At 42.9% G+C, this 22,158-nt stretch carries 11 protein-coding genes; 2 read left to right on the plus strand and 9 right to left on the minus strand.

Features of this window, described 5'->3' with window-relative positions:
• Nucleotides 1-115: 115 nt before the first annotated feature.
• The 6 genes from DW917_RS10975 to DW917_RS11000 form a co-directional block, all read right to left on the minus strand.
• Nucleotides 116-2,116: a glycoside hydrolase family 28 protein gene (locus DW917_RS10975; RefSeq protein WP_118118683.1), complete on the minus strand. Its 2,001-nt coding sequence runs from the start codon at nt 2,114-2,116 to the stop codon at nt 116-118.
• Nucleotides 2,117-2,261: 145 nt separating this feature from the next.
• On the minus strand, nt 2,262-3,221 hold the full coding sequence (locus DW917_RS10980; protein ID WP_233524710.1) for an Rpn family recombination-promoting nuclease/putative transposase: 960 nt from the start codon (nt 3,219-3,221) through the stop codon (nt 2,262-2,264).
• Nucleotides 3,222-3,383: 162 nt separating this feature from the next.
• The gene (locus DW917_RS10985) at nt 3,384-5,096 is read right to left on the minus strand and encodes a DUF5123 domain-containing protein (protein ID WP_118118685.1); all 1,713 of its coding nucleotides are present in this window, start codon (nt 5,094-5,096) and stop codon (nt 3,384-3,386) included.
• 26 nt (nt 5,097-5,122) lie between these two features.
• The gene (locus tag DW917_RS10990) at nt 5,123-7,057 is read right to left on the minus strand and encodes a RagB/SusD family nutrient uptake outer membrane protein (RefSeq protein WP_118118687.1); all 1,935 of its coding nucleotides are present in this window, start codon (nt 7,055-7,057) and stop codon (nt 5,123-5,125) included.
• A 16-nt stretch (nt 7,058-7,073) separates the two neighbouring features.
• Entirely contained in the window at nt 7,074-10,319 is a 3,246-nt protein-coding gene (locus DW917_RS10995; protein WP_118118689.1) for a TonB-dependent receptor, read from the minus strand.
• A gap of 255 nt (nt 10,320-10,574) precedes the next feature.
• Nucleotides 10,575-13,814 (minus strand): pectinesterase family protein, encoded by a 3,240-nt coding sequence (locus tag DW917_RS11000; protein ID WP_118118691.1) that lies wholly within the window; start codon nt 13,812-13,814, stop codon nt 10,575-10,577.
• 275 nt (nt 13,815-14,089) lie between these two features.
• Between DW917_RS11000 and DW917_RS11005 the strand changes: the two genes are divergently transcribed.
• A complete protein-coding gene (locus tag DW917_RS11005; protein WP_118118693.1) occupies nt 14,090-14,767 on the plus strand; it encodes a hypothetical protein in 678 nt (225 codons plus the stop codon).
• A 156-nt stretch (nt 14,768-14,923) separates the two neighbouring features.
• Here the strand turns inward: DW917_RS11005 and DW917_RS11010 are convergent, their stop codons facing one another.
• The 3 genes from DW917_RS11010 to DW917_RS11020 form a co-directional block, all read right to left on the minus strand.
• Nucleotides 14,924-16,744, minus strand: coding sequence for a thrombospondin type 3 repeat-containing protein (locus DW917_RS11010; protein ID WP_118118695.1), 1,821 nt, complete (start codon nt 16,742-16,744; stop codon nt 14,924-14,926).
• A gap of 474 nt (nt 16,745-17,218) precedes the next feature.
• Nucleotides 17,219-18,256 carry a hypothetical protein gene (locus DW917_RS11015; RefSeq protein ID WP_118118697.1) on the minus strand — a complete coding sequence of 346 codons (1,038 nt, stop codon included), beginning with the start codon at nt 18,254-18,256 and terminating at the stop codon, nt 17,219-17,221.
• A 292-nt stretch (nt 18,257-18,548) separates the two neighbouring features.
• The gene (locus tag DW917_RS11020) at nt 18,549-21,164 is read right to left on the minus strand and encodes a glycoside hydrolase family 88 protein (RefSeq protein WP_118118699.1); all 2,616 of its coding nucleotides are present in this window, start codon (nt 21,162-21,164) and stop codon (nt 18,549-18,551) included.
• Between the two features lie 388 nt (nt 21,165-21,552).
• Here DW917_RS11020 and DW917_RS11025 point away from each other — a divergent pair, with 388 nt between their 5' ends.
• Nucleotides 21,553-22,149, plus strand: coding sequence for an RNA polymerase sigma factor (locus tag DW917_RS11025; protein WP_118118702.1), 597 nt, complete (start codon nt 21,553-21,555; stop codon nt 22,147-22,149).
• The last annotated feature ends 9 nt before the right edge of the window (nt 22,150-22,158 follow it).

Here is a 22,158-nt window from a genome sequence, read left to right on the forward strand (position 1 = left end):
TTTTAAGTTAAAATGGTGTACACTTTTTCTGTAGTAAGACATTTTACTCAAACAAAATCCCCCAGCCAAAATTGATAGGCTGGGGGACTTTGTTTGAGTGATATAGTGTTTTATATTACTTTGCAATGTACTTTCTGTTGTTGTGGATATAAATACCCTTGTTGAGAGCCTGCAAATCGCTTGTAGAAGCGTTCTTGATTACCAGGCGACCACTGAGGTCATAGACGTTGTTGTCCGCCTTGTTTTTATTATCTAATGTGATACCAGCTATAGAGTTGGTTGCTTCAGTATAAAGAGTAAATGCCAAAATGCATTGTTTTACTTTCGGTGTGAAGGTCAACGTGTGCTCTACAGGAGAATTAAACTCCACTGTATAGTTCTTCACGCTCTTGTCCTTTGGGAAGGCATAGGCTGTTGCATCATAGCTTGTACCATTAATCTCGCCGATATAGGCATCTGCATCAGAATAGTTGTTGCGACCCTCAATATCCATCTTGGTTATCTTTACTCCATCAGGAATAATGATGGTGTATTGGTTTGCACTGTACTTGATGTAGTTTGTACCAGAACCAATATCATATTTTTTTCCTTTTTCGTTGCTGATGGAGAAACTATTGCTGAATGTCGCAGTTGAACTTGTGCCGTCAGTCAAGGTCTTTGAGTTCAAAGTGAAAGGACCTTTTGTATCTGTAACCGTAGAACCTGTTGAGGTTGCATTGCATTCATCTGTCCATGATGAATCATATTTCTGAAGCCAGATAGCACCACTGCTTACTGTAATCTTGGAGTTGTTTTTGAATACGAGATTATCCACGAAACGGATATCGATACCCTTCTTGGCTGATATCTGTACGTTGTCGAGTGTCACGTTTTTGATGTGGCTCTCAGGGCGACCTACCAGGAAGATGGCATTCCCATCGCAAACATCTGTAGTCTTTACATTCTGCAGATAAATACCATTATAGGTTGGGGTAGTGCCATCTACCGCTCTTGCGTTTGCCTTATCTACAGCAGGATCGCTATTGTAGTTCTTGTCGTAGAAGCAGTCGATAGAGAGTGGATTCTTTACCTTGGTCATGGTGAAGTTAGTAAACTTCCAGTCTTCCTCGCCACCGCCACGTAGTGTACCATCGCTATTAATACCTGTCTTCATGCGGATACCAGCAGTTGTACCGTTCATAGTGATGTTATCGAACCATACATGCTTGATGTTCTTGGTGTAGCTACCGATAGAAGCACCATGTCCTGTACCGAACTTGCAGTTCCAGACATGGATGTACTGTGCATCATTGTCGCAAACGATATTGTCATCGCCGTTGCTGATGTTACAGTTGTAGATATTAACGTATGGACCCCAGATAGAGATTCCATCGGTGTTATGCGATGCCTTTCCCTTGCCAGCTTCAGATGAAGGTTCACTGATGGTTACATCATGGATGGTAGCATGGCTAGCTTTACCGCTGTTGCTGATGGTGATGTTTACACCCGGAGTATTCTGAATCTTGAAGTGGCGGAGCAGGAAGTGCTTGCCCTGCTCGAAGCGAATCATTGCACCAGGATTGAAGGTTTCACCATTCTCTCTAGCGAGCCACCAGCGTGCACCCTGACCGTCGATGACAGAAGTTTCACCTTCACCCTCGATAACAACGTCGGTAACGTTCTTGCCCTTGTTCTTTCCGCCGATGAAGACAATCTTTGTGTTAGGAGCCTTGCCGTATTCCACGAGCTTCAATGTGGCACCTGCGCTGAGATGAAGGATGGTCTTCGCCTTGATGCTGAGCACTTCGGTCTTGCTGGTCATCTGGTCTGTGCTGCCAAACATCCAGGTACCCGCAGGTATTACGACCATACCGCCAGTATTAGGAACAGCATCCAGGGCTTTCTGAATAGCTTTGGTGTTATCTGCTGCCGATGTAGATGCACCATAGTCTTTGATGTTAAACGTATTTGCTGATGTGATGGCTGGCAATTGTGGTAACTCAACTGCAGTCCATCCTTCAGGAGTATTCTGGGCATTTTGCTCAGAAGTAATACCAGTAAAAGTCTGGGACTTGGCAATGCCTGGCAGAGCCAAGAGTGCTGAAAGCACGATAGTTTTGATGATTGATTTTCTCATTGTAATTTAGGCTAAATTTTATTTGTGGCAAAATTACAACTATTCTTTATAAAATAAGGTATAATCATCTCAAAATAATACGAAAACGATTGCGTAGTAGAAAAAAAGCGCAACGCTCAAGTCGAACATTGCACTTTCTATGTGTTTATGAATTTAACTTTTTGATTTCCTCTATAGATAATCCTGTAGATTGGGAAATGATGTCCAATGGTGTATTTAAAGCAAGAAGTCTGAGCGCGATTTCTTTGGTCTTTTCTTTTTCTCCTTCAGCTCTTCCTTCAGCTCTTCCTTCAGCTCTTCCTTCGATTCTTCCTTCTGTTAGACCATCTTGATATCCTTCGTCACGGCTGGTATCGAAGAGGCTCTTCATGTGCCTAACTGCTTCTAAATGGCGGAAATAGGCTTGTTTGTCTTTTTGAGAGAGTGAATCTACACGCAGACGTTCGCGTGCCTCTGGTAATCCTGCAGCAGTGGCTTTTGAACTGATAGAACCTGTTTTTAGAAATTCAATCCATTCGTCAAGTGGAGTAGTTGCTACCTTGTCAAAATCATTGACACGTAGTATGTAGTACTCTGGGAACAAGTCACCAGGACTCTTCCTTAACTCCAATTTATCATCTTTGATGCCAAAGAATTTCTCATTCTGTCGGATGGAGAGTTTAAGTGTATCATGTGGTTCGTGTTCACCGACGAACTCGGTTTTGCCATGGTAAACATAATCTTTGCCTTGTCCCAGTTCAAAATAGACGATGTTGATGGAATACACCTTGCGGACAGCTTCGTATGGCTTGCCAAGACCAATATATTCCGTTATCGCTTTAGAAACTCCATAGAGCATGCGATGGAAATAGGTTTGCTCTCGACTGTTTTGTACTTCAATGATGCACAACTGCTCGTTTTCGCTTTCTGCCAGAATATCTACTCGGTTATATTTATCGTCCTCGTCTTCTTGGTTGCTTTCGCTTTCCAGAAAGCGGTGAATCTTAAATTTCTTTCCAAGTAATGAAGACAGGAAACCTTCAAGCACAACATAATTAGCTTTGTTGCGCAGCAGACGTTTCATCGCCCAGTCGAATCTTATATAGTTTTCTCCGTTCATTGTCATTTCTTGTTAGTCTTAATACTTGCTGCAAAGATACGCTTTTCTTCTGTAACTTCCAAGAAATTAACAAAAAAAGTTTTGTGAATGGTGGGGGAGAGGGAGAGAAACAAAAAAGTGCAACGCCCGGTGTGGGCATTGCACTTTAATATGATAGTTTGATTGAATTTATCTAATCCAACGTGGGTCACCTACCTTTTCCTTCTCCAAGATTGAGTTTTTGAGATAGAATTCGCCATTGGTTGCATTTTTGAACGCTGAGCCAGATGCTACTTCAAGTTTGTTAACTTCAAAAGAGTTTTTGTAGAAACTGAAGTCTGTGGTCTGGTATGTAGCTGTTGCATCAGGTTTTACTACACCATTCTTCTTAGCGTCCAAATCCCAAGCTTGGATACCTCTAGCATTTGGATTGGCTGTCTTTGCAAGGATTGTCTTATTCATCTTAATTTTAATTCCTTGTTTTGCATCTTTTGCATTGATGAAATAGCCATCTGCGCCAACTACATTGTAGAAAGTACATGCATTTATGTCTATGGTTGTAGAAGATTTCGCCTTTGATAAATCGAAGACACTACTCTTTCCAAGACTTATGTTTGAGAATGTAGAGTTAACAAACTTGATGTTGTTAATCTTGTCTATACCCTTGTTCATGCAAATGAATGCATAACCACCTGTACCATGATTATTTGAAATACAATTGTCAATGATAAGCTGGTTTACTGATTGACCAGAAGAAGCCTTGAAGTTAACAAGTGCTCTTTCCATGTTGCTGATGTTGCATTCTGTGAATCCCAAAGAATCGATATCGCAAGCTTTATCTTCATTGATAAAATATTGGCAGCCTGAAATGCCTTCATCTGTGTTCTGAAGTCCATCAATATTTACGTGTTCAAAGCTGATGTAACCATGATTTCCTGCTACAGATACAGACTTCTTTACATTCAGTGTTGCCTTTTCACCAGCTCTACCGAAGAATGAAATAGAAACACCCTCTGGGATGCTGATTGCCTTTTCTGAAGTACCCAAGTCGATAGTCTTACCAGCAGGGATACCTAATGTGATAGATACATTAGAAGCACCTTCCATCTTCTCGAATGCCTTATTAGCCCACTCTTCGATGTCCTCATTTGTGATGACAGTACGGGCTTCATTCAGTTTTACAATGTAGTCGGCAGATGGTAATCCCTTGGCTGTCTTCACAGTCTTGGAACCACGAACTTTCTCTCCATTGAGTAAGCTAAATGTATATGAACGATTTGAGTTCAAACCTGTTATCTTATACTCACCAGCTTCGCGGTCAGCATCTGTCAGAGCGATGTCCTCAGTCTGGATTTCTCCCTCGCTATCCTTATAAGTATAGCGAAGAGTGGTTACGTTAGAACCTGGAATCCATGTCAAGCGGATATTATCGTCCAAGCGGTCTTTCTCCAAAACATCGTGAAGGATACCTGGAGTACGGAAAGAGTCGCCATCCTTATAATATACCCATTTTGATTCAGCCTTGGTTGAAGACATGGCTTTTACACGCATGTAGTACTTGGTGTATTCTTCCAGGTTGTTAATGTCAACAGGAGCAGATGTGATACTCTTGTCTTCACCGAAGATTCTTGCGTTCTCACCTCCCATAGGTACATCATCATAAAGAGAGTCTGTGCTCAACTCTACGATGTAGTATTCAGTGTTCTTGTCATACGCAGAAAAGTTGACTGCAATCTTGGTTGGTTGGTCGTCATCTGTGTCAACAGACAAAGCAGAACTCTTGACACCAAACAAGCGGTCGTGAGTACTGTCAACATCCCAGTCGTTCTTATCTGTACAAGAAACCATTGGTGTCATGGCCAAGAAGGCCAATGACATTCCAAATATATTCTTTATTTTCATCTTGTTTCTATTATTAACAGTTCGTACTAATCGTTATAGCCATAAGAATTGTACAAATGACCATTTGATGCAGAGATTGTGGTAGATGCAATAGGCATGAGGTATCTGTTCTTAACAGGTACATTGTCGCCCACAAGACCACTGCTGATAGAAGGCAAGTTAGTGTTTACCTGAGTATCCTTGCCGCTTGTCAAGCTAGACTTGCCAAAGCTATCTGCACTACCAGTAAAGTCTGATTCAGACTCATCTCCGGCGAGACCATACCAAGTTACACTGCTCATGTCAATCTTGGTCTTTGTGTCATCAGTATAGTTGAAGTAAATCTTCTCCTGATATTTCTTGTCAGTCAAGTCCTGGATATAAGTATCCTTGAACTCCTGAATCTTCTGAGCCAAGAGATTCCAGCGAATCAAATCCCATTTGCGGTAACCTTCTCCAGCAAACTCCCAAGCGTTCTCCTGTACGATTGCTTCGAACAGACCTTCCTTGGTTTTAGGAATGTTGTTGATGTAGTGGTTTGCCAAAGCCTTGTCGCTGAAAGCACGGTCGTGAACTTCTGCAAGAGCCTGAAGTGCAGTCATACCTGCGTCACCATCATAACGACCTGTAGGACCAACCAACTCGTTCATAACCTCAGCGTACCAAAGCAGAATCTGAGAGTAGCGCATCACGACAGGGTTAATACCTGTGGTGTGCTTAGCTGTTGCCTTCAAGTTGTCTGACAACCACTTGTCGTTCATCTTGCGAGCATCCCACTTACCGCAGTAAAGACCAAATGGAGCGTTGCCAAGCATGCTCTCTACTGTCTTCTTACCATCCTGTTTAATCTCGAATGCTGCTACTGTAACGTCACGACGCTGGTCTGCCTTGTCGTAAGAGTAGAGGAGAGGCGCTGTCAACTTCAATTTACCAGAAGAGTTACTATAACCATATTCTGTAGTAACGCCATTCAAGCGTACACCAACTGTATAACCCAATTCACCAGTAACGTTGCTACCCATAGGTATCTCGAAGAGATTTTCCTGATAGGTCTTGTCAAGAGTCAGCTGGTTCAAGAGATACCATTCATTTTCGAATGATGGATTCAATTTGTGTGAACCACTCTTGATGATAGCACTGAGATGCTTGAGTGCAATCTCATACAGTTCCTTGCACTTAGCGGCACCTGGACGCTGTGTAGGGTAGGTTGCGTCTGTGTAAGTTGCAGTCTCGTAGCCTTCCTTCGCTTTTTCGCGGATAGCATATCCTGCACGTGTCAAGGCAATCTGTGCCAAGAGACCATGTGCATAACCCTTGGTTGCATGCTCTGTAGTGTATCCTTCTTGACCTGCCCAAGGAAGAAGTTCTATGGCTTCATCAAGATTTACCATTAAGCTGTCAAGGATGCTGTCGCGATCCATTTTATAAAGGTATGCATTGGAAAGGTCTGATTTTGATGACTCTGCCTTGAAAGGTACGTCACCGAAGAAACGTACCAGGTCGAGATAGCACTGTGCACGGAGTGTTAAAGCCTCTCCGAGATAGCGTCCCATTGTTGCTTTGTCTGACTTGCTACCATTCTGGTACAGGTCGCTGTTTTTTACGCCATCAACAACGTCGTTTGCGTCTTCAATAACACCATAGAGTGCATCCCACACGCCAGCAATCTTAGACCATCCTGGATCGGCATTGTAGTTCATGTTACCACGCTCACTTGTAGCGTTAGTAGCGTCACTTCCAAGACCATCCACCAATTCGATGTCGCTGTTCAGGTTCCATACGATGGCGAGGTCCTGAGAGTATGTACGGTCTTGAGTCAAACCGCCATATATCTTGTTTACTCGTAAGCCTGTGTAGTAGGTAGAACCATATACATTAGAGTTCTCCAACTCAGAAGGTGACTTCTGATCAAGGAAGTCTGAGCAAGAAACCAATGTTGCAGCTCCCAAAGCTACCAAGACTTTTGAAAATATCTTGTTCATGTTCTTTGTTACTTTTTTAGAATGTTACATTAATACCACCTACAAATGTACGGCTCTTAGGGTATGCTGCGTAGTCGATACCTGGAGTCATAGGATTCTTTTTGCTGCTTGTGTCAACTTCAGGGTCATAACCCTTATAGCTTGTCATGCAAAGCAAGTTGTAGCCGGTGAAGTAGATACGTACGTTGCTGATGAAGATGTTCTTCAACCAGGTCTTTGGCAATGTGTAGCCAATAGTTACGTTCTGCAAACGCAGGAATGAAGCGTCTTCTACAGCATAATCAGTCAACTGCATGGCTGTAACGGCAGCTGGATTGTAGATGCTCTTGCCTTGGTTCAACTCGTTCAAGCGAGCCATAACTTCTTCTGTGCCACCATATGTTGTGATGGTTGAAGTAGAAATCTTACCAAGGTTCAAACCATTGTTAGGGTCAATCCATGTGTAACGTTTGTCGAGGGTAAAGTCATCTACAAGGTTGTACTTCTTGTTAGAACCTGAATAGAAGGCGTTAGCCAGCTTGGTTCCGTTTACAATCTTGTTGCCAAGAGAGTAGTTGAAGAACACATTGAAGTCGAAGTTGCCTACGTGACCGTCGAAACCGAAACCACCAGTTGTTGTAGGAACGGTATTTCCAAGACGCTGCTTGATAGGATTACCATTTTCGTCGCACTGTACCTTAGGACCACCAGGGTAGTAGGTGCCGCCGAAGATGTCCTTGCTCTTGTCTTTTACTCCATCAGCCAATTCCCACTTACCCTTGGCATTGAGAACCAAGTCGCCAGTGCCTGTAGCTGGGTCGTATACTGTATAGTAACCATTCATCTTGTAACCCCAGAGTTCACCAAGTCGGCCGCCCTGTTCTACACGGAAGTCTTCATACTTAGAGATGGTTGAACCACTCCAGTTACTGCTCTGCCATGGATTCTCAAGATTCAACTCATCAATCTTGTTCTTGTTGTAAGAAACATTGAAGTTGAAGTTCAAACCAAACTTCTTCTTGTCTACGATGACAGCATTGAGTGCTAACTCGACACCTTTGTTAGAAGTTTTACCAAAGTTCTGGAACTGGTAGCTATAACCTGTGTTTGATGGAATCAAAGTCTGCATCAAGAGGTCCTTAGTGGTATTCCAGTAGAAATCCAAAGTACCGCTGATACGTCCGTTAAAGAAACCATAGTCGATACCGAAGTTACGGGTAACAGTTGTTTCCCACTTCAGGTTAGGGTTATAGAGATAAGTTCCATGCTCCAACATTGAACCACGATTCTCATCAAAGAATGGAGCCTTTGATGTGTTGTTAGCCATAGAGTATACGGTAGAAATCAAACCGGAATTGATACGGTTGTTACCGGCAGTACCGAAACTCAAGCGAGCCTTCAAGTTAGAGAGCCACTTAGAAGCACCTTTCAGGAATGATTCATCAGACATACGCCATGCCAAAGCTAAAGATGGGAATACGCCCCACTGGTTGCCGCTGCCAAACTTACTAGAGCCATCAGCACGCATAGTGAATGTTGCCAGATACTTATCATTCAATGTATAATTGATACGACCGAAGTATGAGAGGATGTTCTCATCGGCAGCGATTGTTCCTTCGTTTGGAAGGGCAGTACCTGCACCAGTATTTGACAAAACGTCATCAATACCAAAAGATGCTGGGTAAGCAACAGATATGGCATTTCTTGTAGTCTGCTCGCTGCTGCTCCATTCCTGACCCAACAATACGTTGATATGGTCACGGCCTCCGAAAAGCTTGCTGTTATCGTAAGTGATAGTGTTGGCATTGCGCCAGTTCTTCTTGCTTACCTTAGTAAACACAGCTTGTGGCTGACCATTGTAGCCGTACTTTGAATTGGTTGTGGCATTAGAACCCCAAACTTGATCGGTATTGTTGTAATCCCAGCGATAACCAAATTCTGAGCGTAAGGTGATATTCTTGAAAGGCTTCCAGTTCAAACCTACGTTGTAGTTCTGCTGGAAACGCTCCTGATACTTATAAGAATCATAAATGCGCTCGATAGGATTGCGTTCTACTGATGTTGAGTTTTCCTCGTCCTCATCGCTATCTGTAAGAGGATATACTGGCCAGAACTTTACGGTATTGGCAACGATAGAGTTGGCTGCGTTGCTTTCATTTGTGTCAGCACCACCATTCAGACCATCAAGTTTGGTGAATGCCATACGAGCATTGAAATCTAATGACAACCACTTGTTCAAATTGGCATTGATTTTAGCATTTACATTGTTCTTTGCATAACCAGAACCAAGCATGATACTCTTCTCGTCGTTATGAGAGAAGCCAATGTTATACTTGATATCCTTAGTACCACCGCTAACGCTTACATTATACTGCTTTTGGTTACCAGTACGACCGAATACTTCGTCCTGATAGTCTGTACCTTCTACAGACTTCCAGATATCGAGGTCGCTGTAGTTACCATAGTTTGTTGCACCAACTTCATAAAGAGAGTATGCAAAGTTATAAGGGTCAAGAGTCTTGATCAACTTTGTAACCTTCTTGTAGCCGAGAGATGCATTAAAGTTTACCTGAGTCTTACCCTCAGAACCGCTCTTGGTTGTAACGATGATAACACCATTGGCACCACGGGCACCATAGATAGCTGTAGAGGAAGCATCCTTCAATACGTCGATGCTCTGGATTTCGCTTGGAGCGATGTCGCTGATAGAGCTTACTGGGAAACCGTCAACGATGTAGAGAGGAGAGTTGTCCTGTGAAAGAGAACCACCACCACGCACGCGAATCTTCACGTCAGCATCAGGTGAACCTTCTGTGGTGGTGATGTTCACACCCGCCATCTTACCGGTCATCGCCTCGCTTACGTTAGAAACTGGAATGTTGGCAATTTGCTTATCGCTGATAGAAGAAACAGAACCTGTAAGGTCCTTCTTTCTTACAGTACCGTAACCGATAACGACTACGTCATTCAAGCTGTTTGCTTCGTCTTCAAGTTTTACAGTAATGTTAGTTTTACCTGCAACGTTCACTTCCTTAGATTTCATACCGATGTAAGTAATCTTCAGTTTGTTACCTTTGCCTTTCAAGTTTACGGTAAAGTTACCATCAATGTCGGTCACGCCACCATTACCTGCTACACCTACCTCCATGACAGATGCGCCGATAATAGGTTCGCCCGTATTGTCAGTAACAACGCCCTTAACGGTCTGCGCTGAGATGCTCGTTACACAGAACATCAATGCACCTGCTAACGCAATTTTCTTTTTGTTTGAATTACCAGACATACATTTATTTTGGTTAGATTAGTGAAATATTGTATAATTCTGTGCAAATATACGAATATTAATTTATCTGACAATAGATTTTTATATAAAAAATAACGTAAACGTTTTCGAAGTTCTCTCCAAAAAGTTTCTTTTATAGTGTTTCCGTTAACATAAAAATCCCCAACAAGAATCCATCGAACTTCTTCCGATGTCCTCTTGTTGGGGATTAACTATGATTTTACGTTGCTTTCAAACAACATCTTCAAATTTAGCTTACTTGACAATCACCTTGCTTGTCTTCTTGCTTCCATCCTTGAAAGTCTTTACGATGATGTTGATGCCTTTCTGGAGGTTAGAGAGTTGAGTGCCGTCAGCTGCAAAGATTGCTGTCTTGATGACTGTTGTTGCTGTTGTCATGGTGCTATTGATTCCTGTACTAACAGTGCCGTTTGCAGTACCGAAGCCACCCATACCATTTGCTGCACGAACTGTGAAGGATGCTTTGTCATCATTTACAATCAATGAATTCTCTGTAGTCAGCGTATAGAATTTTCCGTCTTTTGCTACGAGATACATTTTTGCATCACCAGTCCATGAAAGTTTGCCGTCCTTTAATGTTGTGGCCGTGGCAGTAGCCTGAGCTGCTTTAGCTTCTGGTTTCCAGTCGCCGAATACCGCATCGAGGGTGTATGTTGCTGCTTCTTCAGCAGTCAGGATAATGTTCTCTTCTGCCTTCTGCTGAGTAGCCCCAGAGTTCTTGAAGATTACTTTCTTCTCTGCAGGAGAGAATACGTTACCTTCTGCGTCCTTCAATACGTCGAGGCGAAACTTGTCTGCCATCGCATCGCCCATCGCGTTGATGGTGAAGTAAGCGTACTTCTTGTCATCGTTCAGAATCTCATCCTTTTGGTTCACGGTTGTGTTGAGCCAGGTAAGACGGGTGATATTGTTCCATGAACGACCAAGACTGAAGTTTGCAGCTTTGTTTTCAATGGTACAATCTTTGAAGATGTATCCCCATTCACTCTTGCTGTTAGGAGCTGCAATCACATCCTCACCGTACTTTTCGCCTTCCTTGCGACTCTCGTTTACGAAGAGTACACGGTTGAAATATACATCGCCGCCACCACAAACGTAGTCCACGGTGCCGTGAATCTCTGAATCCTCAAAGTAGAACTGGCCCTTGCCGTTTGGCTCATTGCTATAGTAGGTATCCTGGTAAGAGAGCATCTTCACATTCTTGCAGATGGTCTGGGTACCACGATCCTGGAGGCAGACAGCACGACCGGCTGAACCGCTCTTGTAGTATTCCAGTGCATTCTGTAGGGTGACGTCCTGCATATAGAGGTTGTTGCTTGTGTTGAGAAGGGTAGCGGTGGTACCGATGCCCTCGTTCTCGATAGCAGGCTTGTTGACGATGATGGTCTTGTCCATGCTCTCACCGATGATAGAGATGTTGTTACCGCTAATCTGAGTGAGGCACTTGTCTCCCAAATCGTATGTTCCGTCTGGTAAGAAAATGTATGAACGTGGAGCGTCTGTTGCTGCGTTAGCTGCATTGACGATTTCCAATGTTGTGCTGAAACTCTTTGCATCGCCTGCCTTTACTGTGTACCAGTTACCATCTTGAGCATAGGCTGGTTCTGTCATGTTCACAATGCTAAGGCTGTGGAGGTAAGCATTAACGGCGAATGTAAGTGTGTACTCGCCACTTTCTGTAGAGCTGTTCTGCAGGATTGTGCTGATACCATCCTTGTTTGCCTTAGCCTCTACACTTGCAATCTTATTACCTTTAGGGTCTGTCAATGTGATTTCGCCTGTGGTTGAATATTGGCAGAGATCCAATTTGAGGTAACCCTTGCCACCCATCAAGATTTTAATCTTGTCACCAGCAGCAAAAGTCCAGCCATGTGTTTTATCGTGCCATTTACCATTGCCTTCTACACAGAATGCTTCATGGTCGTCTGCACAGAAACCTTCCTTCTGAAGATTGAAGTCGTAGCGAGCTGTTGTGTTGGCTGTTTCGATGTCGGTAACGACTGCATAGAGTTTTGTATCTGATGTAATCACTGATGATGTCGTATATTTCTTTTCATCCTGCTTTACAGATGTTGCCCAGCCGCGGAATTTCTTTCCGTCAGTTACGGTCACCTTTCCTTCTGCCTCTTTATCGAAAGAAGCGATTGTAGCATCCTGCTCAACCTTTTGGGTGCCGATAGCTGTTGTTTCGTCTATATCATAATAGGTGAGGGTGAAGTCTGGCTTGAAGCCTACAGTCAACTCGTATATTGCTTCATCACCATTAGCTTCTACCACGATTGAAATGACTGTTTTCTGATTGTTGCCCTCTCCGGTAGTAGTATAGGTTGTACTCTTGATGGTTCCGTTGTCTGCTGTGATTTCTGTCAGAGGGTTGGTCTCTGAAATGAGATTCGCCTTCTTTGAGACAAGAATAGTTGCCAATTGCTTGCCTGTAGCATCCTCGTTGAAGATATCTACTGCTTGATATTTTTCTCCGTTGAGGCTGAAACTTCCGAGCATTGGAGTCTTGCTCATATCTACATTGCCATAGATAGTCAGGTCGGTAACGTAAGCGTTCTGACCGAGAGCAAAGTTCTCAAACTTGATCTGACAATTGGTGCGGTTTACGTCGAGTGTCAGATCCTCACCACTTGCTTTTGCGATAGATACGTTGTGGATTACTACCCAGTCTTCATCGCCGTCACCTTTGACAGAAACCTTGATACCACGTTTGCCGCCGGTAGCAGCCTGGTGCAGTGTAATCTTGGTGATGTTAGCCAAAGCAGATGTTACTACGTTAGGTTCTGCAGCCTTGTATTCGTCAGTATATTTGGCTGTCTGCATGAAACCGGTAACTTCTGGGAACTTAGTGTTGGTACCTGTTGGATAAACACCTACACCGTTGAATGTAAAGCTGAGTTCCTCCTTGCTGTAGAGGGTTTTCACGTTTACCACTTCGTCTGTAACTTTACTGCGGTCGATTTCTTTCCAGTTGGTGAAATCAGTAGAGTAGAGTGCCTTTTCTTGAATAGCACTTGCTTGTACTACCTTTATCTGATAGAGGTAACTGGTGGCTGTTGCAATTACTTCAACATAGCCTTGAGTTACTTCTGCAGAAGTGGCTTTGTGTTCTGTTACATCTGTAGTTGCTGCAATACCACCTACCGTATAATTGTGATAGTTAGGATAACTTGTCACTGTGACTACATCTTTGGCAGACTTCACTGGAATCTGAAGTTTTGTGCCTGCATTAAACTGGGCATCACTTGTTCTTCCCGTGAGTTTGCCAGTTGTTGCATCAACGCGCATAATGATGCCATCCATTGTTGAGTTTACCTCACCAGTTTTGCCTTCAAAATTAGTTGCTGCGTTGATTCCTCCTGGCTTGTTGTTCTGGAAGTCCCAAATAGCAGTAACATCTTGTGCTTTTGCAATGCATGCAAAGACAAGTAACAGACTAAGCAGTCCGAATCTCAGTAGATTTCTTTTCATTGTTTGTTACTTTTAGGTTTAAATTTATGATGTTTGTATATTTATGCTTGTGTAGTTTACTTGTTTGCTCAAGTAGATTTACGCAGCAAAAATACAACAAATATCTGTAATATGTATATAAGATACCGGTGAAACGCACGTAATCGTTTGCGTGAGATTTCTCTACTTTTCTGTTCTATTTTATCAGATAATGTGTTACTTTTGCAAGCGAAAATAAGCTAATAACTTAAATATTCAAACAAATTACAGATTAATAAACTTAAAACGTAACGATTATGAAGAAATTCTTTACTCTTATTGCCGCTGTCGCTATGGCAGCAAGTATGAACGCCCAGACTTTGTCGTTCGATACTGAATATGCAGCTGGTTCTGTGCCTGCAACTTTTTCTACTAAAGGTTTGGTGTTGACTGTTGTTGATACAAAAAATAAACTTGTTGTAGATCCGAATTCGGCTTATTTTGGTACTGCTGATTCTTATCAGAAGTTTGATAAAAGATTGAAATCTGGTGGAAAGTCTTCATCTAACAATAATTTGACTCTTACTTTGCCTTCAGATGGTACTCTTAAAGTATATGCTCGTACAGGATCTTCTTCTGCTACAAACCGTAATGTTATATTGACACAGAATGATACCGAGTTGGCTAATAAGATACTCTTAGAGTCAGAGGCTGTTTCTGTTAACATGCTGGTTGATGGAGTAGAGGTAGCTAAGAAAGTTTATCCTGCTGTCTCTGTTGCAGTAAAAGCGGGTGATGTGTCTATCACTTATCCAGAAGGTAGTATCAATTTCTATGGTTTTGAATTCGTGGCTGCTGGCACTACTGGCATTTCTGATATCCAAGCTCCAAAGTCTTCTAAGGATGGCGCAACATTCAATCTCTTAGGTCAGAAAGTTGCAAATGATGCTAAGGGTATTGTTATCAAGAATGGTAAAAAGTTCATTAATAAATAATTTCCTTTTGAAAGCGTAAAAAGGTTAATCATAGGTTTAAGGATATAGTTTAGTTACCCCCTGTCGGCAATATGCTGGCAGGGGATTTTTATTTGTTTTATCTTGCGATATAATCTATCTTTTTCTATGATATGGTATGGTTCCGACAAGGTTATCCTATTTGATAACCTTGTCAGTCTTTATTGTCCCATTCGTCAATTCTATCTTTCTGATGTTTACTCCTTTATTGGGAGTGGGTAATTTTGTACCATTCTGGGTATAGTAGGTGATGGATTTGATGGCGTTATTGCCTACTTCCTGGTCATTCTCTATCTGAGAAATTCCGGTGGAAATGGTGGTTGGATAATACTCATCTACTCCTGAAAGGGCATCCTGGTTTTCTGCCTTCATGATATTCTCTACCAGAGAGTTGGCATAGACTTCGATATTTTTATAATAACCCTTTTTGTCGAGCGAGTAGGTGAGGGCATCGGAAGCGTCGTTTGGATTCAGACCATTCGCCTTTTCCCATTCATCAGGTATGCCATCCTTGTCTGTATCAAAGTCTGCAGGACGTGTGCCGGTTCCGAAGTTCGCTTCCGTATATCCTTTTACATCTGATACCTTGTCGATGATACCTGGAGAGTTGGTGATGCTACCTTTGTAAGTAGCGGTACCCGTCTTGGCTTCTTCCATGTATCGAGCATCTATTTCGTCGCGATAGAGGGATGCTCCTACATAGGCTAAAACCTTTTCGTATGCTTCAGCAGCAGAGTGGGTGGTTACTTGTCCTGTTGGAGCAGGTTCGTCCATCTTAATCTTGACACAAGACTTGCCGCTGATGGTGGTATGAGCCACTGCATCGCCATAGAAGTTGTTGGCATCCGGACTATAGTATTCACCGTTTAGGCTTGGAATACCCTTGTCATAGCTGACACCTTTCCAGTCTTTATTAGCAGTTTTTGAGCCTTTGGTGGTCTCGGTCGTATTACCATTAATGTAATAACGACTGGTCATGTCGTATAATTCTGGATGATTTTTGTCGGAGTTACTCTGTGTAGAAAGTGTAACAAGTGTGATACGGTCTTGGCTTCCTCGCTCTTTACCTGTGCTCACATCTACTTTGAGTCCATTCAGAGTTGTACCTTTCAAACTATGGCTGGGACCAGCCTTATAGTAGTTGTTGACAATATTGATCTGTCCGCCACCAGGACCGCCATAGCAGGTTCCTTGAGCATTATACATCACGCAGTTGCGAAAATCAACGTTCTCTGCCTGTACGGCGTTTTGCCATTTGTAGGTGCTGTATTCCTTGTTGGAAGTATAGCCTGTCCATCCATATCTGGCACCATTGAATCGAGGACCACGGTTCATGAGATGAGCTACAAAGTTATGATGGAAGCTTGCCAACTTACCACCCCAGATGCCGCCATAGCCATGAGCACCCTTGGAGTGACCAGGGTTGGTGAGGCTTTCGGCTACAGTGCACCACTGCATGGTGAAGTTGTTGTTGTCATAGAACGAAGCCACCTCGTCGATACTCCAGCTGAAGGAGCAGTGGTCGAAGATGATGCCGGTCTTGTTGCGCTGCCATGAAGCATCAGCTCCGTCGTTGATGTTCTTCTCCTGTCCACGGCGAATGCGAATGAAACGGATGATGTTGTTGCTACCCGGTTGAACCGTATAATAGCGCAGGGTGATGCCTGGCGAAGGGGCAGTCTGTCCGAGAATTGTGATGTTGTCTGCGAATTTAAGGTCAGACTTCAGCGCAATCACACCAGCCACATCGAAGACGATGATCTTATTGCCAGACTTGACAGCTTCTCTGAAAGAGCCGGTTCCGCTGTCATTGAGATTCGTTACGTGTACGATTTTTCCGCCTCTACCACCCGTTACGTATCTTCCGTGACCTTCGGCTCCAGGAAAGGCAGGGGCTTGCGCCATGGCTGCTGCGCTGATGAGCGAAGCTGCCAATAGTGTAAAAACTTTCTGTTTCATTTGTTTCAGTATGTTATTTTGTTAGATTCTTTTTATCTGATAATTTGTTTTGAAACTAATATCTTGACAAAGTTAAGCATAAAATATGTAATAAGTGGAGTTTTCCTTTTCTTTTATATATTTTTATGACAAAATGAGTTTTCTTCAAGCGGTTCTGTTTTTCCAACCCTTACCCCACTTTCATTTTTGCGTGGGCAAGCAATAATTTCTCCTTGCCCACGCAATAAATTTTCCTTGGGCAGGGAAGAAAATTCGGCTTCAATAAAAAATGCAGTTTATGGAAAAATTAGTTTACATAGGATTATCAGTTTTAAAGATGAGAGAGTGATGCGTTATGATGAAGTGTGAATGGTAGTGATTGAATGTAGAGAATAAAAAATCCCAGTTTCTCGTCTGTTACAACGTGAAACTGGGATTTGATGTTAGGGAATCTGATGAATGGAATTGTATCCTATCAGATTATTTTGTTTACTTTTACTTCTGGATAAACTTCTTGCCAGCCTTAATAACGACACCCTTGTATTCCTTACCTACCTTCTGACCAGCGAGGTTGTAAGCAGGAGCATTAGCTTCTGTTGCCTCGGTTGTGATGTCTTTGATATTTGTTGTCTGTCCATTCAGAGAGTAGAGCTGATTGTTCATATCAAGCTCGTATTTATTATTGAATTTCTTCAACTTACCCTTTATGATAACAACATCACCAGCCTTGAGTTGGTCTGCAGAAGTGAAACCTTCTCCGCCAAAATATTTTCCGCTGTAAACTTCCAGTTCGTTGGTTGCTTCACCATTATCTGAAATTTTGTATGATAAGCTATTGAATTGGGTGTTGAGTGTTCCGACACTTGTGATAATACCCTTTACGTAAACCTCAGTAGATAAACCTTTTCCTGCATCAATCAGTTCCTTTGCCTTTGCAACAGTATAAGCTGTTTCTGGTGTGTTGGAGATATCTACAATGTCAGGACTTGTTCCTTTCTTGTAGTATTCTACCTTTTTTACGCTTACTAAACCATTTTTTGAGGCATGTTTTTTGCAATCAATTGCCAATTTGTAGTAGCAGTTCTCTTTAGGAGTCTTTATTGTAAAGACTGCGTCTCCTGCTGCAATCTTTTCGAGGTTGACTGTCTCGAGAACTGTTTTTCCTTCTTTGTCTGATGTAACTTCGAGTTTGATAGAGTTTACGTGATCAGCTACGATATTGTCTATGTCTACTACAACAGAAGATATCGCTTCGTCAATAGCAAAATCCGTAGTGATGGTTCCTACTAATGCTGCTTTCTTTCCACCGCATTTTATCCATTTCCAACTGTTTTTCCAATTGTTGTTGTTGAAGTTAACTATAGACCAGGTGTCTTTACCGATTTTAGCAGTCCATGTCTTGTCGTAACCACCTATTCCGTTGGTGGCTTTGTTGTCGTCAGGGAATGTCAACGTTTTGTAAGCCTGACCGAATGCCATGTTGGCGATAAATGCCAATACGGCGATAAATGCATAGCGTAAATAATTCTTCATAAACTTTAAGATTTAAAATTAGTAATATAGTTGATTATCTCTTGTGAAAGTCCTAACACCCACATGGTGCCGTGTAAGAACATCGAATGGGGTGTATTCCTATACACAATGCAAAGATAGTAAAAATATGAATTGGTTGTTTCAAAAAACGTATTAAAATTTGATGAATATACCAAAAAGCACAAAAAAAGGTGGAAAAGAACATTAATAAGTCCTTTTCCACCTCAGTATTTTCTAAATTTTCTGTGTATTACAACTCTCCTGTGCGTTCAGGTAGCTCTATATCAGCAAGTTATTCTGCCTTTAGTCCCTGCTGTTCCATCTCCAAACTTGCCCAGATAAATGGACCTACACCCTTAGGGTCATTGTCACGGATTGGTTCGCTCATGTAATATTCAAAGCTTCCGTCACGCTTATAGTTTGGCTTCTTTACGTATGGACCATCGCCAGGACCGAGACCGCTTACACTGCAGCACTTGGTCAGACTGATGGTCTTGTCTGGGTTCACCTGGATGAATTCCTTCAAGATTCCCTTGTAAGCCTTGATGCCGGCATCACGATATTGTTCTGCGAGGTAACCTTTGCGATAACCCTTCAGAAGTACAAAGGCAAACATGCTGCTGGCAGTACTCTCCAGATAGTTGCGAGGATCCTTTACGTCCATCACATCATACCATACACCGGTTTTCTTATCCTGATACTTCACGACACTTGCCATCGCCTTGTTGAGCAGTTCGATCACTTCACCACGGCGGGCATAGTCCTCTGGCATTGCATCGAGACATTCGGTCATTGCCATCACATACCATCCCAAGGCTCTTGCCCAGGTATGCTGGCTCTTTCCATTTTCCTTGTCAGCCCAGAACTGCTGATGCGTCTCATCCCAAGCATGTTTCCAGAGCTGAGTCTTCTCATCGTATGTACGCTTGTCAGTCTTGATCATCTGGTCAACGGCATCATCGAGGTATTTCTTTGCCTTCTTTGGTTTCATGGTCTGCACCGCATAGTTGCAGTAGAAAGGCAAGCCCATAAAGATACCGTCGAGCCAAACCTGGTTGGCATAGATAGCTTTGTGCCAATAAACACCTTCCTTGGTACGAGGTTGCTTCTTCAACTGCTTGAAGAGTGTCTTCAGTGCCTTGTCGGTACCCTCAGAAGGGAAGAGGTTGTGCATACGGAGGATGAATTTAGCCGTGCGAACATTGTCGAGATTGAAATCCTCGTACTTGTACCCAGTGATATTGCCCTGTTCGTCAATCATCTTGGCAGGGTATTCCTTCAGGTAGTTGAGGATAGCCTCATTGTTGGCTTCAGCATCCTTGCCCTTGAAAGTACTCTTGTTGTCCTTATAATATAAATAGGTGTCGAGCATACCTTCCATCTCGATGCCCATCACATAGCTCCACTTAGGTTTGCTGCTGAAATCGAGCAGGTATGGATGAGCCACACGGCTCATCTCGCTATGGGTAAGCCACTCGCTGTATGCCTGGTATGGACGGTCTTCCTTGTTGAGAACGAGGGAACCGTTGATGATGAGATTGTCGAACTTCACATCACGGGTCTTGCCGGTAATCTTGACAGGCTGTTTGATGACACCATCAAACTTACAGTTCTTGACGGTGATATCAGTTACGTTCTCTACCTGGTCACGACCAACGATGAGCACACCATAGTTGCTCTTCTTGCAGGTTACATTTTCCACATACACCTGAGATACGCTTGGTTCAAAACCGCGATAGCAGATCTCCTTTGGCTCGTAATCGAGGTTGATCTTTACGACAGCTTCCTTACATTGCCCCACAGTGACGTTGCGCATGTTGATGTTCTTGATGACACCACCGCGGCAGTTGTTGGTCTTGATGCGCAGGATGCGGTCGAGGTGAGGAGAGTCCATTTCGCAATCTTCGGCATATACATTCTCGCATCCGCCAGAGATTTCACTTCCGATAACCACACCGCCATGTCCATCTTCCATCTTACAGTTGCGGATGATGATGTTTTTGGAAGGTTGGTTCCAGAGACGACCATCATTGTTGCGTCCGCTCTTGATGGCAATACAGTCGTCGCCGGTATGGAAGATACAGTTCTGGATGAGCACATTCTCGCAAGCCTCTGGGTCGCATCCGTCACCATTAGGTCCTTCATTCCAGATGGTCACACCATCTACGGTGATGTTCTTGGAGAGCAGTGGATGGATAACCCAGAAAGGAGAGTTGAGCATCTTGACACCCTGGATGAGGATGCGCTCAGAACGTACGAAGTTGACGAGCTGTGGGCGCAGCCCTTGTCCCTTACCAAATTTTCTTTCGTCGAAAGGCACACCGTCTTCAGCCTGTTTCAGCAATTTGGCACGTGAGCCGAGTCGCTGTGCTTCCTTGGTTATGCCTTCCTGATAACCGAAACGTGGATGCCCATTCATAGGCCACCAGGTCTCGTTGTTACCACCACCGTCGATGGTACCCTTACCCGTGATGGCGATGTCAGTCACCTTGTAGCCATAGATGCATGGAGAATAGTTCCAGCAAGCCAGACCTTCCCAAGAGGTACGGACGAGTGGATAGAGATTGGTATCGAAAGCGAATTTCAGCGTTGCACCTTCCTCGAGAACGAGGTTGACATGACTTTTCATTTCGATGGCCCCTGTGTTCCAGGTTCCTTTCGGTACAATTACCTTACCGCCACCTTTTCTGGATACCAGAGAGATGAGTCGGTTGATAGCCTTCTGGTTTTGGGCTGCAGACGCATTGGTCTTGGCACCAAAAGAAGAGATGACAAACTGGCGCTCATGAAGTTGAGGCTTTAGAATACTTTGTTCGATCTGCTTGTACTCCTGGTCGTTCCATCCCGATGCAAAAGCGAGGGTAGGGAAGATAAGTAAGGCAAGCAGCAACGTTTTTAAGTGTCTCATGCTTGTTGTTCTGTTTGTAGATTTATATTAAAATTTGATTTAGCTTGGTTTAGAACCTTATCTTTTATAAAGATACTGCAAAGATACGATTTTATTTTGTAATGTACACGCACACAATGTTAAAAAAGTGATTTTGCCTTAAAAAAGTTTGGTGATAATCGGAAAAAGACGTATATTTGCACCCGTAATACTTTGAAGACGTTTGCTTCAAAGTATTCATTTCTGGTTGGCTACGTCCTGTAACCAACCTTTTTTTATGTTAAAATTTTGGTGGTTTCTCAGAATTTTATTATCTTTGCCAACGATAATTAACTTATATTGTGCAATTCTTAAATAAAATAGCCTATTGATTAGACATTTACTTAATTAAAAATAAGAGGATTAAGAAATGAGAAATCTACAAGATTTGACCGACGAGGAGTTGGCCCTTCTTTATGTCGAAGGTAACAATCGTGCCTTTGACTTACTGCTTTCACGCAATGAAGTGAAGTTGTTTACATACATCATGTTCTTTGTGCGTGATCAAGAGGTGGCTAATGACATTTTCCAGGAAACGTTTTTGAAGGTGGTAAGCAAACTTCAGAACCACGAATATTCTGCAAACGGAAAATTCGGAGGTTGGTTGTTGCGTATTGCCCATAACGTCTTGATGGATATGTATCGTGGTCAGCGCTATAAGTATGTCGTTGAATCGAATGACGACAATGATCTGTCTAATATCAGTGGTGAAGATTTGTTGGAAACAAATGCAGAAGTTAATTTGATTAATATCCAGGTTCTTTCAGATGTCAGAAAGATGATGGATCAGTTGCCTATTTTACAGCGTGAAGTAGTGTATATGCGCTACTATCAGCAACTCTCATTCAAGGAAATCGCTGAGGCTACAGGTGTAAGTATCAATACCAGTCTTGGAAGAATGCGCTATGCTCTTCTCAATCTTCGCAGAATGGCTAAGAAGCATGACGTATATCTTCAGTTAGACTAGTATTGGATA

Origin of the sequence: Prevotella sp. AM42-24 (assembly GCF_003461825.1) — a bacterium.
GTDB classification, from domain to species: Bacteria; Bacteroidota; Bacteroidia; order Bacteroidales; family Bacteroidaceae; genus Prevotella; species Prevotella hominis.